We start from the raw sequence: 16054 nt of genomic DNA, 5'->3' as shown, positions 1-16054 counted from the left end.
AAAGGATCAGCTGATCGTCATCTCTTGCTTGGGCGCTTGCCCGGGCGAGATCGACGAACGGCTGCAACGCCGGTGTTTTCGGCGTTTTCGTCGGCAAGCTTGCGCCACCGTTCGAAGCGAGCGGGATCAAGATCGCCTTTGGCCATCGCATCCTGAACGGCGCATCCGGGCTCGCCACCATGCGTGCAGTTGGCAAAGCGACACTCCAACGTGACGCCAACAATGTCGTCGAAAACCTCCGCGACCCCGGAGGCCGCTTCCGACACCTGGAGCTCACGCATCCCCGGGGTATCCACCAGCCAGCCGCCCCCGTCGACCAAACCTGCTACGCGATGCATTTCGCGCACCGTCGTCGTGTGCCGGCCTTTGCCGTCGTCCTCGCGAACGGCCTGCGTCGCGATGCTGTCCGATCCCTTCAATGTGTTCACGAGCGTCGACTTGCCGACCCCTGACGATCCTACCAGCGCGACCGTTTGCCCGAACCCGCAATATTCAGCGAGGCTGACAGAGCGCGTCAGATCGCGCCCGTCGACCACCTCCACCCGCAGCCCTGACTGGAGTGCGCGCGCCGCATCCGCCAATGCTTCGGGTGAGGGTGACAGGTCGGCTTTCGTGAGGACGACAACCGGACTAACCCCCGCCTCGCCCGCGAGCACAAGATAGCGTTCGAGGCGCGCGACGTTGAAGTCTTGGTCGCACGATGTGACGATAAACAGGGTATCGACGTTCGCGGCGATCAGCTGGACCCGGCGATCATCGCCCGGGGCAGGCCGCTTGAACAAGCTCACCCGATTAAGGATGCGCTCTATGGTTCCGGTAGTCCGGTCTATCAGCAACCAGTCGCCGACGGTCGGTCGATCCTCCGCTCCCGCCTGGGCGGCAAAGCTGGATGAGATCGAGTCTTGAAAGCCCTCGCCCGAAACGGTCACCCTTCCGCGATGGACCGACATGACCCGGACAGGCTGGCAACGGCGGCTCTGCTCGGCCGATACCTGCTCGCGGAAGAATGCGTTCCAGCCTAGCTCCGCGAGGGTGGGGTCAGACATTTCCATCGCTGGCAGGCTTAAGGTTCGCCTGACTGGTCCGCGTCCGACGCACCCTGCCCCGCCGCCCGCTTCTCCGCCTTGGCCTGCGCCTTCTTGGCAGCCTCGGCCGCCTTGGTCCGCTCGCGCTCGCGGCGCTCGAAATCGTAGTTTGGCTTGCGTGCTATGACGGCGGCTCCGAACTGGAGGTGTGGTTTGGGTGAAACGCTCGCCCTGAGGGCTTGGCTCCCGCCTACACTGAACCGTCCTTCGAGACTAGCGCGGGACGGAAGCGTCAGGGGGCAAGAGGCTCAGCCTTGTTACCTCGCGAACAGCTAGGCGTACGTCTCGCCTAAGGGCGCTGCGTAGCTCTCCTCTGCGGCTAAGCGCATAATGACCCGATGCCGCTGGCGCCCCCCCCCACTCTCAATCTGCCGCCCCTACGGATAAAGGCCGCCTGCTTTTCCTTATGCGGACCAGCCACTGTCTGATGTATCATTTGTTGGCCGGCTGCGCCCGTCGGAGCGGCAGCGCGCTGGGAGATGGGCCGTGTCGGTCATTGAGGGCACCAATTCGTCAGATTGGCTGGTCGGGGGCAGCGATTGGGATGAGATCGCGGGACGGGGCGGCGCCGATATCCTGGAGGGCGGTGGGGGCGAAAACGAGTTCAGGTTCTATGTCGATGAGCTCGACTCCACGCTCGCAGCGCCTGACCTCATCATCGATTTCGCGGGCGCGGGTCGGGAAGGCGGAGACACGCTTCGGATCTGGCCCCTTGACCTGGAGCGGCCCATAACTCTGGCCGGCCCGGCAAGCGGACCTCTTGTCGTTGGAGCTCCGCTTGGGGAGCGGGGGAACGGCTTGACGGACCTTTTCTGGGCCACCCAAGGCGACGAAACTTTGCTGGTCGGGGACAGCGACGACAATGGCAGGCTAGACAGCAACGATTTCGCGGTCCGCTTGGCGGGCGACCATCAGTTCATCCGGGAAGATCTTGGCGACACGAGAGCCGCCATTGTTGGCACGAACGGCGACGACGTGCTGAGGGGACTGGACAGGTTGGCGGACGTGCTGATCGGCTATGATGGCAATGATCAGTTGTTGTCCGGTGATGGCTGGGACTTCCTTTACGGCGGCAGCGGCAACGACGTGCTTCAGTCTGTCGGCTTCGCCACGATGTATGGCGGCGACGGCAACGATACGCTCACCAGCGGCTATGGCTATGACGAGTTACATGGCGAGGCTGGCAACGACCGCCTGACCGGGAACGGCGACTTCGATCAGCTCTTTGGCGGCGACGGTAACGATCATCTTGATGGCGGCGATGACTTCGATCGCCTTTATGGCGGTAGCGGCCGCGACACGCTGATCGGGGGCGAAGGCGAGGACGAGTTGAATGGCGGCGACGGCGACGACAAACTCTTTGGCGGCGATGACGGTGACCAGATGGTCGCAGGTGCCGGTAACGATCTGCTAGACGGCGGGGTGGGTCCTGACAGCCTCTTTGGCGGCCCAGGCAAGGATACGCTGACCGGCGGCGCCGACGTAGACTATTTCATATTCGACCTGAGCGGCGCCGAGCCCGACTCCACGTTCGCGCGCCCCGATTGGTGACCGACATCGAGATGGGATGGTACGAAGAAGCCGATCGGATCAGCTTCGAAGGTGCCGATAGCGTCTTTGCCGGGCGGCTGGACGGGGTGCTGCGGGTCGGCATGGCATTGCCTGGTGGCGGTGACGGCGAGATCCAGGTCGGCTATGCTCAACGCGGCGGCAACACGTTCCTGATTGCCGACGTTAACGATAACGGCCGTTTGGAAAGCAATGACTTCGCGGTCGAATTTGTAGGACGCTATGGCTTTTATGACCAAGGCGGCTGGTTAAGCGCTGACGATGGATCTGTGCTGATCTAGCTCAGCTCGGTCGCGAGCGGCCCCTGCCCTGTTCTGCTCGGATCGGCTGATCCGGCGTTACGGTGGTCGGCGCCCACCCTCTCGTGGCTACCTCACATTTTGCGGCATTACTGAAGGAGTGGTTGTCACGCCTTCGGAAGTTCAGTTCCGACAAGCTTTTGGGCAGGTACTGACCAGGGGTAAGCGGAACAGGCCCTCGGCAAACCCTCCGCTTGCTGGCCGCCTGCGATCATTGTCCGACGCGTGATCCGCTGCCTCCTGCTGCAATGCAACGAGAGCAAGGGGCGCGCCGCATCTGGCGTTCGACCGCGTGATCCGGCTAACGACCGAATAACGATACCTTTTTCTGGCGTATACAACATATGATGCCAGATAAGCTGCGATTGATCCGCTCTGGTTTGTTCTTGCCGAGCAAACCGAACGGATTGTTGCAACAAGACCGCTAAATTGACGGTGAGCTATGAGTATCTCGTATTACAGCGTGGCAGTTACCTCTCCTGACGAGGAGCACAGGCAGCGGCAGGTTCAGGCCTCCGCTGCCCTGCAGGCGGCCGGCGATCCGGTGCTGGACGCCATTGTTCTCAAGGCCAAGCAGGTAGCTGGCACCCAGATGGCGGGAATTTCGATCGCCTCGCAGGACTGGCTGTACTTCATTGCGGCGGCAGGGTTGCCCACTGGCCCGTACAGGCGGCAATCCTCGTTCTGCGATCACGCTCTCTCCTCCAAGGAACCGACCTTTACCGTTCTCGATGCCGAACTTGACGAACGCTTTGTAGGAAATCCTTTCGTCGAGGACGGAACCTTGCGCTCATATGTAGGGGTGCAGCTTTTCTCAGAGCAGTTGCCGATCGGCATGCTCTGCGTATTCGATCCAGAGCCGCGCGACGAGATTTCGCCCGCCCTTTCAGCTGAGTTGGCAAAGCTCGCTTTCCAGACTGCCGAGCGCTTGCGCGAGCTCAGCATTTCGGCCCCGACATTCGAATAAGTCGAGGATTTCAGTCTCGGAGCAACGGCGGAAAGGTTGGTGATCCTGTGCCTCTGGGCGGGACAGAGATCCGGACCGAAACCGTCTATCCTCAAGTCCAGTAAGGGCGATTATCGTAAGGATCGGCGGCATTGGGTTCAGAACCGCGTTCAACGTGCTTGCCTCGGGGATGAACAGGAAATGTTGCTCACCCTGTCCAAGAGTTTCGAAGCTGACAGCAATGGACGAGTTCTTCGGCTCCTGTGGTAAATCCCTCCTTCCGCTCCCCGGGCGAACGCGGCTTACCTTGCCCCGCTCACCAGCCAGGGCATCTGGTTAGACGCAGCCGTTGGTGGAGGTCCGTCGGACTCGCGATGAACAATGGAATGCTGGAGGACGATCCTTTCAACAGGCGCGTCGGAACTGCTGCCCGAGATGCTGCAAAGCAGGACGCGGAACAGCGTTGCGGTCAGCTCGGCCGTTGGTCGACGTACCGTGGTCAGAGTCGGCCAAATCGACGATGCCAGCGACGCATCGTCGAATCCGCAAATCGAAAGGCCGGACGGCACGTCGATGCCCCTTCGATGAGCGACAGACACGGCGGCCGCGGCCATGTCGTCATTACTCGCGAAGATCGCGGTCGGGGCCTGGGGTAGCGAGAGCAGCTTATCGGCAGCAGCCATTCCCGACTGATAGTCGTAGGTGCCCTTTGCGATCAGGTCGGCGACCGGCTCGATACCCGCTTCAAGGATGGCGTCCAGGTAACCTGCGAGCCGAAGCCCGCTGGACGCGTGGGTTGTACGCCCCTGGACAAAGCCGATCCGACGGTGGCCCAGTCCAACGAGGTGGGCGGTCATGTTCTTTGCCGCGGTCCTGTCATCGATTCCGACCGAGGCCACGCCCAGTTTCCCGTGGGTCGATCCGGTGGCGACAACTGCCATTCCGGCCTCACGAAGCAATGACACAAGCACCGCGTCATCGGCGAGCGGCGGCGCAAGTATGACACCCTGAACCCTGCGCTCGACCAGATCCTCAACAACGCCCCGGTCCACGTTGGAATTCGCGATCTCTCGGATGATCAGCGTCGCGTGCGCCTGGGTCGCCGACTGAAGCAGCTGGATAAAGAAGTCGCCGAGCGATCCCGGGTTCGGGAAGCAATGCAGCAGCGCAACGTGCGGATGCTTCGCAGAGGATAGGGCTCGCGCCGCCAGGTTGGGCGTGAAGCGCAACATCTTGATTGATGCCTCGACCGAGGCTCGGGTCCGCGACTTCACGGCGTGATCGCCGTTGATCACGCGTGACACCGTCATGTGTGAAACGCCGGCATGGCGCGCGACATCCCGGATCGTGGGGTTGCGGGAAGTCGTCATTCTCGCGCCGTCATTGCTTTTCCGCCACACCCTTCGGGGTTTCTTTCGACGCTATTGCAACCTGCATTTTCTGACAATTGACAAGCGCGACAAATGCGAAGCTTAATAATGTTACCGTGAACACGCGGGCCAAGGGAGGATGACGATGAAGGTATCCGTATGCCGTGGGGGCCGCCGTGCGTTTCTCACCGCGACATTGTTCGCGACGGCCGCCTGGCCCGCCATGGCGCAAACGGCGCAGGAGCCCGCACAGCAGCCCGCGATACCGGGCGCCCCCACCGCCTCATCGAGCAGCAGCGCACCTTCGGCTCCGGCCGCCGCGGCCCAGGAAGGCGCCGGCCAGACCCAGCCGACGCAAATCGATGACGCCGCCCAGGCGCCAGCCGACCCGTCCGCCACCGGCAACGAGGATGTGGTGGTCACCGGCTACCGCGCCTCGCTGCAAAGCCAGACCAACGCCAAGCGCAACTCGATCGGCTTTACCGACTCCATCTTTGCCGAGGACATCGGCAAGTTTCCCGACACCAACATCGCGGAGTCCGTGAACCGCATCCCCGGCGTCACGATCAGCCGTGAGGTGACGGGCGAAGGCACCAATGTCGCGATCCGCGGCCTCGGCACCAATTTCACCCGCGTTCTGTTGAATGGCGCGCCGGTCGCAATCGCCTCCGTTCGCTTTGACGCGCAGAGCACGAACCGTGAGGTCGACCTCGACCTGCTGCCCACCGAGCTTTTCACCCAGCTGACCGTCAGCAAGTCACCCGTTGCAAGCCAGGTGGAGGGCGGCGCCGCCGGCACCGTGAACCTTCGCTCCGCGCGGCCGTTCGACAATCCCAAGCCATTCATCAGCTATGGCGTGCAGGCCACCAACGGCAGCAACAACAAGGGCAAATGGGGCTATCGCGGCTATGTCCTGGCCAGCGCCACCTTCGGCGATTTCGGCATCCTCGCGGGCGCCGCGGGCGTGCGAAACAAGTTCCAGGTCAATGGCTACGAAACCATCGGCTTCACCAATCCCAACCTGTCCGCAGCACAGCGCCCGACTGGCGCCAACCCGACCGGCGGCGGCAACTTCTCCATCCCGGCCACCGTCCCGGTTAACGCCGGGGCTGGCCTGGTTGCAGGTACGGTGATCGACCAGGCGTTCCTGCTCGCCCGCAACCCGGGCGCGACGATCGACCAGATCGACAACGGCCTGCTGCCGCGTCTCAGCCGTCCACGCACGGAAGTCGGCGATCGCGACCGGTATAACTTCATCGCTTCGGCCGAGTGGCGCCCAAGTGACGACTTCCACTTCTATATCGACGGCCTGTACGGAAAGCGCACCGACGACTTCCAGCGCACCTCGATGAACTGGGTGGTGCGCAACGGTGCCGCCATTCCTACCAACACCACCTATGACCGCACCGACTGCTCGGCAGGCTGCGTGGTGACCAAGGGCACGTACGCCAACTCACAGTTCTTCCTGGAATATCGCCCGTACTACGACACGACCGAATTCTACGGCGTGAATCCGGGCGCCGAGTTCCGGATCAACGACTTCGTGAAGGGCGACGTTCAGGCCAACTACACTCACAGCGACTTCCATCGCGAGAGCCCGACCGTTCTGGTCATCACGCCCCCCAACAGCGGGATCGTGGTGGATTACGACAACACCGGCGGCGGTATCCCGTCGGTGACGACTAACGTAGACCTCAACAACCCCGCCAACTTCGGCTGGAACGGTGGCGGGCGCGTCAATCTGAACGGCGAGGATCGGGAGACCGAGACCAAGGGTATTCGTGGCAGCCTGCTCTTCGGCGACGAGAAGCGTTTCAGCGTTCGCGTCGGCGGCGCATACGACGATACCAAGCGGCGGATCACCCCATTCGACAACACCAACCCGTGGCAGAACCTGATCTGCGGCAACGGGCCCAGTATCACGCTGCCGGCGCCGAATACCGCAACCACGCCATGCACCGGGCTGAACCAGCCGGGCACCCAGGTGCCGGGCGTCGCCATCGCGCCCGGCTTTCCGACCTTCCCGGGCTATTGGACCTTCTACACGGCCGGCGGCGCGCCGATCGTTTATTCGGGTTCGGCCATCCCCACCTCTGCAGTGCCGAGCTATCTGCTGCCGGGTTCGAACGGGTTCATCACCGTCGACTTCGACAAGCTGCGCAACGCGACCAGCTATGATGCACTGCTGGCAGCATCCGGCGAAACGGGCACCGGCAGCAGCGGCGCGAACGGCGGGTTGATTCGGGAAAAGGTCACGGGGACCTTTGCCGAGATGAACGGGATCTTCGACATCGGCGAGAACACGCTGCGGCTGAACGGCGGCCTGCGGTATGTTCGCACCGAGCAGATCGTGGGTGGCCGGATCAGCATTCCCGATCCGCGCAACACTCTGGCGGGCGGTGCGCAGATCGCAGACGGCGGACGCTATCCTAACACTATCAATTTCTCGACCTCGACAACGCTTTACTCCAACTTCCTGCCTTCAGCGTCGGTCGCCTTTGACTTTGCGGGCAAGGCGGTGGCGCGCGCCTCGCTGTCGCGGACAATGACCCGGCCCGACCCGAACTCGCTTCTGCCGGGGGCAAGCTTCGTCCAGCCGTCAGCGGACGTCGGCACGGTCGGTAACTCAGCGCTCGACCCGTACATCTCGAACAACCTCGATCTCGGCTTCGAATTTTACACCGGCCGAGAGGGCGTGATCGCGGTCGCGGCGTTCCGCAAGTCCATCACCGGATTCACCGTCAACGGCCTGACCACCGTGCCGTTTTCGTTCCTCAACCAGTACGGGATCACAGTCGACTCGCTCACCCAGGCGCAGCGTGACGCGTTGGGTTCACGCGCTAACGGCCAGCCGCTCAACAACGTACCGATCGTGATCCAGCAGCAGGTGAACTCGGATGGCAAGCTGATCGTCAACGGCCTGGAATTCCAGCTCACCCAGCCGCTCGACTTCCTGACCCAATATATCGGCGTCCGCGGCTTCGGCTTCCAAGGCAACCTGACCTTGATCGATCAGAAGGGCCAAGGCGCGGGTGCTCCGGCGGTTGCACTGGGTGTCGCCCCGACCACCTACACGCTGACCGGCTATTATGAGGGCCATGGCCTGTCGGCGCGACTGACTTATACCTACAACGAGGGCTCGCAGGGGTCGGGACTCAACCAGAACGGCCTCCCTGCCGCTGCCATTTTCGGGCAGAACTTCAAGCAGCTCGATTTCTCGGGCAACCTGGACCTTTCCAAGGTTTTCGGCCCCAAGTACCTGCCCACGCTGGTCTTGAATGTGATCAACCTTACGAAAGAGTCGCAGGCTTCATATTTCCAGTTCCCGAACGCGCTCTTCAACCAGTACAACGGCGGGCGCCAGGTGCTGGTTGGTATTCGCGGCCGGTTCTGATCGCCTTAGTATCCCCTTCGGACGGCCGTTTTGTGCGGCCGTCCGCAATAGACTTGCAGCGTATGATCGCCTGATCGCAAGACGGCGCTTAGATTGACGTCATGCGCCGCGATACTTCGTCGCATGACGAATGTTCGCCTGGCCCGGACCGCCGGACGGGTTCATCCACTAAGGTCCCGCAACTCGATCGAGGTCTGCTCATGCGCAAGTCGTTCCACCTTGGCCTTGCCCTCGCAGCGCTGATCGGCATCTTCACGGGTGCGCACGCGCAGACCCCGTCGTCGCCACACCTTGAGCGTCGCGGTGAGGCCACCCAGCTTATCGTCGACGGCAAACCATTTCTGGTGCTCGGCGGAGAGACGCACAATTCCAGCTCCAGCAGCGTCGCCTACATGGCCCCGATCTGGCCGCGGCTGAAGGAGATGAACCTCAACACGGTACTTGTTCCCGTCGGCTGGGAAACCATCGAACCCCAGGAGGGGCGGTTCGATTTCACGAGTGTGGACGGCCTTCTGAAGGGCGCGAGAGACAATGATTTGCGCCTGGTGATCCTCTGGTTCGGCACCTGGAAGAACACCTATTCGAGCTACGTTCCGGCCTGGGTCAAACGGGACCAGGCCCGCTTCGCACGGGTCGAAACCAGCAATGGCAGCGGCACCGAACGACTCTCGCCGTTCTCGGCGGCTTCCCGCGATGCCGACGCCCGCGCTTTCGGACACCTGATGAGGCATCTGCGCGAGGTAGATGGCAATCGCCACACCGTTCTGTTCGTCCAGGTCGAGAATGAGGTTGGCGTGATCCCTCAATCCCGGGACCATTCCGCGGCCGCAGAGGCCGCCTTCGCTGCCCCGGTGCCAGAGGTACTGATGCGCCAATTGGGTGAGCGCCGCAGTTCACTGAACCCGGAGCTTCGCGCCGCTTGGGAGGCTGCTGGCGCCCGCACCTCCGGTACTTGGCGCGAGGTATTTGGAGACGGTTCGATGACCGACTCGCTTTTCATGTCGTGGTGGTACGCCACCTATGTCGAGAAGGTCGCGGCTGCCGGAAAGGCCGAGTATCGCCTACCCTTGTTCACCAACGCGGCGCTGATCCGGCCCAACTACGAACCGGGCCAGTATAATTCCGGTGGCCCGATGCCGTCCTCGCTCGACATCTGGAAGATCGGCGCGCCGTCACTCGATTTCCTGTCACCGGACATCTATTTCGACGACTACGCCCATTGGGTGTCCGAGTACCGGCGCGCGGACAATCCCGTGTTCGTGCCGGAAGCACGGGGCGGCGCGACCGGAACCGCCAACGCGCTCTACACCATAGGCGCGCTGCACGGGATCGGCTTCTCCCCGTTCGGGATCGACGGCAAAGGGGTCGTTCTGGAAGGCGATGTCAGCGTTGGGCTTGACGCGGGCAGCCACGGTGACCCGGCGATCGCCGCCATGTACGGCCAACTAAAAGGGCTCGCTCCCCTCATCCTCCAGAAGCAGGCGGAAGGAAAGATCGGGACGGTGATCATGGAGGGCACGGCGCAGCGTGCCGGACGCGGTCGCGCCGGCGACTATGTGATCAACATGACGCGCGCGAACGGCCCCGCCGGCAGCGTTGATCCGGCCAGCCGGGTCGCTGCCATGTTCCTGCAAACAGCGCCCGACGAGTTCATCGTGGTGGGCAGCGGGGACGCGCAGATCAGTTTCACGTCCGACAAACCGGGCCCGCCGATCGTTGGTATCGAGAGCATCGACGAGCAGATGCTGCTCGACACCGGCGCCACGACCGGCCGCCGCTTGAACGGTGACGAGAACGGACAGGGTCAGTCGCTGCGACTGTTCTCAACAGACGCGGCGGAGGGCAGAGTCTACCGCGTCCGTCTCTACCGCTACCGTTGATCCCCGATCTGCGCCAACGACAGTCAGGTGATAGCGTAGCCCTTGCGCTGCGGCCGACTCAGCATCGCGTTTGCCTCGTCGTCGCCGATGAAGCGTTCGGCCGCGGGATCCCAGCGTAGCCTGCGACCGGTCTTCATCGCCGTCCAATGCAGGAGGCATGTAGAGCAGGCGCGATGGCCAATCTCCGCAGGGGCCGAGACAGGACCGCGGGTGCGAACAGCGTCCAGCCAGTCACGATGCTGTTCGGGCGTCTTGCGCAGCTGAACCTCGTTCGGTCCGATGACGCTGGTCAGGATCTTGGGATCGCTGGCGGACAAGGGCACGACTTGCGGCCCGCCGGGATCGCTCGCCGTCACCGCCCCGCTGCGGGTCACAAAGATCCAGCCCTTGTCGCCGATGAACTTCACCCCGTTCGAAAAAACCCCCGAAATCGTCATCACGACGCCATTGGCATAGCGGCCATGCGTCTCGAAGGGGCCGTGCACGTCCCACAGGCCGCTCTTGGGAAAGTCGGCCTTGCCCCAAATCTCGACCGGCCCCGTCAGTTCGGTGTCCATGCCCCAATGCGCAATGTCGATGTGGTGCGCGCCCCAGCCGGTGATCATGCCGGCGCCGAACTGCTCGCAACGCAACCAGCCTGGCCGCGCGTCGGTGGAGTCCTGCGGATGGACGCGCATTTCGGTGTAGTAGACCTCTGGCGTCGAGCCGAGCCAGGCATCGTAGTTGAGGTTGGACGGGATCGGCATGGGAGGGGCGGCAGGCCCGGACGGATCACCGGGGAGGCCGATCTCGACCCGCCGAAGCGTGCCAAGCCGGCCATTGCGGACGAGTTCACAGGCTCGCCGGAACTGGGGCCAGGGTTCGGACCCCCGCTGCTGCGATCCGATCTGGAGGATGCGGCCCGATGCCTTGACGGCATTCGCCATCGCTCGCCCCTCGCTGATGGTCAACGATGCCGGCTTCTGCAGGTAGACGTCCTTGCCGGCGCGGACCGCGTCAACGGCCAGCCGCGCATGCTGGTGATCGGGCGTGGAGATCAGGACGGCATCGATGTCCTTGTTCGCCAAAAGCTCGCGGTAATCGTCATAGCCCCGCGTGCCGGTGTAGGGCTTCCCGTCTCTTGTTGCGTAAGCGGCATCGACGAATTGCTGCCCCGATGCCAGCCGCTTCGTATCAAGGTCACAGACAGCAACAATGTGTGCATCGTCGTGCCGCAGCACTTCCTTCATGTCGTGGCCGCGACTAATGCGGCCGACACCGATCGCCCCAGCGTTGATCCGCTTGCTGGGCGCTGCTGCGCCGAGGACGCTTGCGGGTATGATCGCCGGAAAGGCTGCGGCCGCCGCTCCCTTGATCGCGCCGCGCCGGGTGATCGCTGCCGTCATCGACACTCTCCTTCTCATGCCATCACTGGGCGGGTGGCGTTCTTCTGTGCAGTGAGCACCAGCTCGGCAGCGAGTAGCGCGCCGTCCTGATCCTGCGCCACCGACGTACGTTCCACCACGTCTGCGATGAACTGCGGCCCGAACGGCAGCGGCACCTTGCTGCAATCCATGTAGCGGACGCCCTTCTTGTCCGCGATGAAGAGGTGATTGCCGCCCGGGCGCCCCGCCACGTCGATGTATTTCCGCAGTTCGATATAGCCCTCGGTCCCGAGCAGGAACGCACGGCCGTCGCCCCAGGTCGGCAGACCGTCCGGCGTGAACCAGTCGACCCGGATATAGCCGGTGCCGCCGTCGCCCACGACCGTCATGTCGCCGAAATCCTCGAATGCGGGGTGGTCGGCATAGGACAGGTTGCCGGTCTGCGCAGCGACGACACGCGCCTGCTTCGTGCCCGTATAGAACACGAACTGGTCGGTTTGGTGGCTGCCGATGTCAGTCAATATCCCGCCATAGCGCGCCTTGTCCCAGAACCATGCCGGCCTCGATGGCGCGCTGACACGGTGCGGGGCGATGTTGATGGTCTGCACCACCCGGCCAATCGCGCCTTGCTGGACAAGGTCGCCCGCCATCACCGCGGCCGGCACCTCCAGCCGTTCGGAATACATGACCGCGAACTTGCGCCCCGTCTCCTTCACGGCGGTACGCACTTGCGCAAGCTGGCGAAGACTGGTGATCGCCGGTTTGTCGCTCAGGAAGTCCTTGCCCGCCCGCATCGCCCGGATGCCGAGCGGGGCGCGCAAGTCGGGGATGGGAGCGCCGGCGACCAGCTTGATCGCCTTGTCGTTCAATATCTCGGCCTCGCTCCGCGCGAGGCGGGCATCGCCATAGCGCTTCCGGAACAACGCGACCTGCGCCGGTTCCGTGGCATGAAAGGCGGTCAGGACACCTCCTCCGCGGATAAGGGCATCCGTCATTGAATAGATGTGGGCGTGATCAAGACCAACAACGGCGAACGGCACCCGGTACTTTGTCGTTGGCTCCGGTCGCGCTGGTGCCGACACTTCGGACATCGCGTTGCCCTGCGACACCGACTGGGCGAGTGCCTCAGCCGCCATGGTGGCCCCAAGCCCTGCCCCCAGCCCCGCGCCGATCAGCGCGCGCCTGTCGATAGCCATCACTTCCCGTCCTGGTTGGCCGGCGTAGCGGCAGTAGACCAGTTCACGACATGGTAGCGCGCAGCCGCCGTCCCGACATTCCGCAGCGCGTGCAGCGCGTTTGATGCATTGAAGATGATGGAGCCCGGCCCGACCCGCTGCCACCTGCCGGCCGACAGCGTCTCCACCGTGCCCTCGTCAATGATGACCAACTCCTCGTTCGGATGCTTGTGGGGCGGATGGGAAGCCAGGCCCGGATTGAGCGTGGTGACGTGCATCTCCAGTTCGCGGAGCGTGGCGGTGGGTCGCCGCACGATCGACCGGACCTCTCCCGAGTCCGTCTTGGTCGCCGCCATCGCGTTCCAGTCGAACACCGCCGGTCCGAGCACGTCGCCCGCCCGTTGGGCAAATGCCCATCCCGAGCACCCAAGCACCACGCCCGCTGCGAGAACTGCAGCATCCCGAATTTGCGGCTTCATGCTTCCCTCCAATTTGTCCGCGCGCATTTCCCGCGTCGCGGCAGTGAATCTCTCATCCGGAACGTTTGCTCGAAATGCCATTTACGGCGCAGAGTGCCGTCACCTTCTTCATCGAGCCGATGACCTCGCCCGCCGCCATCATCGCGTTCAGCACGTCAATCATGACGCGCTCCCATCTGCCCGCGGTGCTACAGCGCTCAGATCGACTGACGGCATGGCGGAGTGTTGCAGGGCAGCGGTGACCGGGCAAGTCAACACATCGCCTATGGACGCGGATGGTGACCGTTCCGAACCAATCGAGCGTTCCCACAGCTTTTCAAGGATTCGAGGACGCCGGCCGGATGAAGCCGTCCATGAAACAGCCGCTTTCGGACGCTAACTCGGCGTAGGCGGACGTTCAATCAACGTGGGCTCGACAATAGCTTCCCAACACTTGAGGGTGCAGCAGAGGCTTTCGGGCTGCGCGAGCCGATTACAGGGGCATATCGGCTTGCTTTACGGGAGGGATCGCAATCGGATAACTTATTCGTGAGCCATAGAACAGTATTTGTAAGTTTCTGGCGAAAGCGGTTTCGGAGGCGAGAGGGCGAGGTGATCCGTACGAGCATGCCGAATCGCGCCCTGAAAGACAGCATCGAACGACATGGCATGAAGTTGCAAGGTCGCGCGATCAGGCTGAGTGCGGTAGCCGGAATTGCGCTTGCCGCGACGATGTTGACGGCGTGCTCGGGAAAGCCCGACAAGGCGGAGGTGCGTTACCGGGTGACGGTGATCGCCGACGAACATGGCGTGGAGCGTCGAGGCAGCGCGGTCTGGAGCCAATCGCTTTCTCGTCCCCTTCTTCCCCTCGCCAGCGCCTATGATCCGGAGTTCCGCGGCGACGCAATCCCGTTGCGATTGAGCAACGGCGGGGTCCTCTTCGTGCTTCTCCAGTCATGAGTTCCTGAACATCCACAACAAGCAAGTGATAATCCGGGAGTGGATGCAGGGCTCATCCCGGGACGTGTCTTCCACAACCACATTCCCTATCGGGGGCCGGACGAGATTGAGCGTCTTGTCTCCATCAAGCACAGCAAGGTGCCGCCTGGCCGTCTCATATGCCCGCAAGTCGGAGCGGAGATGTGGCTTGAGCCTGATAACAGCCGTGTGCCCACTGCCGTGTTCTGCTTCAGAATGGCCTATTCGCGGACTCCCTCTAATAAGAGTGAGCTTAAACCGTTCGATCCTGCGTGCGCGTACTTTCAGTCAAGCTGCAGGATCAGGATAAAGCGCGTGATCGTAGAGCTCACGGACCAACCCGTAGATCGTCCTCTTTCCCATATTCTACCATGGATGAAAGACTACGATGACAAACGCATATTCGAAGAACGAAACTTTACGCCACCCGGGCCATCGCATTTGATATTTGTCATCAGGAGGTAGCAACGTCCCTGCCAACCTGCCGTAGGCACAACGTCGTTGCATCTTTGTCGAGTTATTGGTCCGCTTGTCAAAATTGAGCCCTGGACATCTGCCAAGCAAGATACTGCGGTGATGGGAAATGTACATCAGCCCCGCCGTAAGCTGAAGGAGCTGCCGCCCTTCACGGTAGCGGCACGCTTCCCTGAACCTTCGCCTGAGGCGTTAGCGCACATCGCCGCACGGCGGACCTCCTGTCCGCCATGGTTACACATCATGCGCACTCTTCTTCCAAACCCGGAAAATTATAGGACGGCGGCGCCCTGATCACTACTCAGGGCGCGGATGGAGGCTGACCCGGTCTGCGTGATTGGAACTCAGCAGAGAACCTGAAAAGGCGGCTCACTTGAGCCGTCCAATATAGATCCGGGCGAGCGATAGAGTGACTGCCTGCAGTTCATCTCACCCCGCGAACAGCACCGGCAGCCTGAGCGAAGAATCACGAGCAGGTCACATTAGCCACCGACGCCGCGTCTATAAGGGTTTCAGTTCTCGTGATTTTTTTGAGGCGCTAATATGCGTTGGTTTGCCGCGAATGCCCCCATTCGACTGAAGATGCTCATTGCGTTCGGCTCGCTGTCTGCTCTTCTGGTGCTTACGGCGATCAGCGCCGTCGTAGCGCCTGATAGCACAGCATATGTTGCAGCCGCTGCCTCGGTCGCGGCTATCCTTATGAGCGCTTGGTATCGCGAAGCGATCTGCCGGCCATATGTCGGTACGGTGCTGCGCATGGAAGCACTTGCGGCGGGGGACCTGACCAGTCCTATCGCGCATACCGACTTCGAAGACTGCGTTGGGCGCATGACAAAGGCGATGTTCACGTTTCGAGCCACGGCTCAGGCGCAGATTGCCCAGAATGCCGAGGCGGAGAAGCACGCCGAGATTGTGCGGGGCATGACGGCGAACCTGAAGTGTCTGGCCGAATGCGATCTGACCGCAGGGTGCTGTCAGTCTAATGCGAACGCGTCTCCACAGGATGCAGTTCGCCTGACGGGCGTGGCAGCTTAGCTCGCAGCGCTCTGCCACTCCGCCAGT

General features: G+C 62.5%; 12 protein-coding genes. 7 read left to right on the top strand and 5 right to left on the bottom strand.

The genetic code is table 11. From position 1 onward, the window contains the following. Positions 1-17: 17 nt before the first annotated feature. Entirely contained in the window at positions 18-1046 is a 1029-nt protein-coding gene (rsgA, locus tag FHS94_RS11715) for a ribosome small subunit-dependent GTPase A (RefSeq protein ID WP_343055260.1), read from the bottom strand. A gap of 525 nt (positions 1047-1571) precedes the next feature. Between rsgA and FHS94_RS19680 the strand changes: the two genes are divergently transcribed. The 3 genes from FHS94_RS19680 (at position 1572) to FHS94_RS11700 (ending at position 3920) form a co-directional block, all read left to right on the top strand. Continuing rightward, a complete protein-coding gene (locus tag FHS94_RS19680; RefSeq protein WP_184058041.1) occupies positions 1572-2636 on the top strand; it encodes a calcium-binding protein in 1065 nt (354 codons plus the stop codon). Then, positions 2633-2935 carry a hypothetical protein gene (locus FHS94_RS11705; RefSeq protein WP_184058039.1) on the top strand — a complete coding sequence of 101 codons (303 nt, stop codon included), beginning with the start codon at positions 2633-2635 and terminating at the stop codon, positions 2933-2935. The genes FHS94_RS19680 and FHS94_RS11705 overlap by 4 nt, the downstream gene beginning before the upstream one ends. A gap of 460 nt (positions 2936-3395) precedes the next feature. Next, positions 3396-3920 (top strand): GAF domain-containing protein, encoded by a 525-nt coding sequence (locus FHS94_RS11700; protein ID WP_184058037.1) that lies wholly within the window; start codon positions 3396-3398, stop codon positions 3918-3920. A 281-nt stretch (positions 3921-4201) separates the two neighbouring features. On the opposite strand, the gene FHS94_RS11695 is transcribed toward FHS94_RS11700, so the two are convergent. After that, positions 4202-5269: a LacI family DNA-binding transcriptional regulator gene (locus FHS94_RS11695; RefSeq protein WP_184058035.1), complete on the bottom strand. Its 1068-nt coding sequence runs from the start codon at positions 5267-5269 to the stop codon at positions 4202-4204. A 145-nt stretch (positions 5270-5414) separates the two neighbouring features. On the opposite strand from FHS94_RS11695, the gene FHS94_RS11690 reads away from it, so the two are divergent. Together FHS94_RS11690 and FHS94_RS11685 are read left to right on the top strand one after the other, a co-directional pair. Next, positions 5415-8663 (top strand): TonB-dependent receptor, encoded by a 3249-nt coding sequence (locus tag FHS94_RS11690; RefSeq protein ID WP_246348590.1) that lies wholly within the window; start codon positions 5415-5417, stop codon positions 8661-8663. A 200-nt stretch (positions 8664-8863) separates the two neighbouring features. Next, a complete protein-coding gene (locus FHS94_RS11685) occupies positions 8864-10543 on the top strand; it encodes a GH35 family beta-galactosidase (protein WP_184058031.1) in 1680 nt (559 codons plus the stop codon). Positions 10544-10566: 23 nt separating this feature from the next. On the opposite strand, the gene FHS94_RS11680 is transcribed toward FHS94_RS11685, so the two are convergent. The 3 genes from FHS94_RS11680 to FHS94_RS11670 are packed head-to-tail and all read right to left on the bottom strand — an operon-like array spanning position 10567 to position 13561. Then, positions 10567-11928, bottom strand: a complete 1362-nt coding sequence (locus FHS94_RS11680; RefSeq protein ID WP_184058030.1) for a Gfo/Idh/MocA family protein — start codon at positions 11926-11928, stop codon at positions 10567-10569. Positions 11929-11942: 14 nt separating this feature from the next. Beyond that, the gene (locus FHS94_RS11675) at positions 11943-13103 is read right to left on the bottom strand and encodes a Gfo/Idh/MocA family protein (protein ID WP_221234735.1); all 1161 of its coding nucleotides are present in this window, start codon (positions 13101-13103) and stop codon (positions 11943-11945) included. Then, positions 13103-13561 (bottom strand): cupin domain-containing protein, encoded by a 459-nt coding sequence (locus FHS94_RS11670; RefSeq protein WP_184058026.1) that lies wholly within the window; start codon positions 13559-13561, stop codon positions 13103-13105. The genes FHS94_RS11675 and FHS94_RS11670 overlap by 1 nt, the downstream gene beginning before the upstream one ends. Before the next feature lie 606 nt (positions 13562-14167). Between FHS94_RS11670 and FHS94_RS11660 the strand changes: the two genes are divergently transcribed. Both FHS94_RS11660 and FHS94_RS11655 read left to right on the top strand, forming a co-directional pair. After that, complete coding sequence (locus FHS94_RS11660) at positions 14168-14500, top strand: hypothetical protein (RefSeq protein ID WP_221234734.1); 333 nt, start codon at positions 14168-14170, stop codon at positions 14498-14500. Between the two features lie 1035 nt (positions 14501-15535). After that, positions 15536-16027 carry a hypothetical protein gene (locus FHS94_RS11655; RefSeq protein WP_184058022.1) on the top strand — a complete coding sequence of 164 codons (492 nt, stop codon included), beginning with the start codon at positions 15536-15538 and terminating at the stop codon, positions 16025-16027. Positions 16028-16054: the final 27 nt, after the last annotated feature.

This window comes from Sphingomonas aerophila (assembly GCF_014199305.1).
Taxonomy (GTDB): Bacteria; Pseudomonadota; Alphaproteobacteria; order Sphingomonadales; family Sphingomonadaceae; genus Sphingomonas; species Sphingomonas aerophila.
Note: the sequence above shows the minus strand (reverse complement) of the source record. Positions and strands in the feature narration are given on the sequence as shown.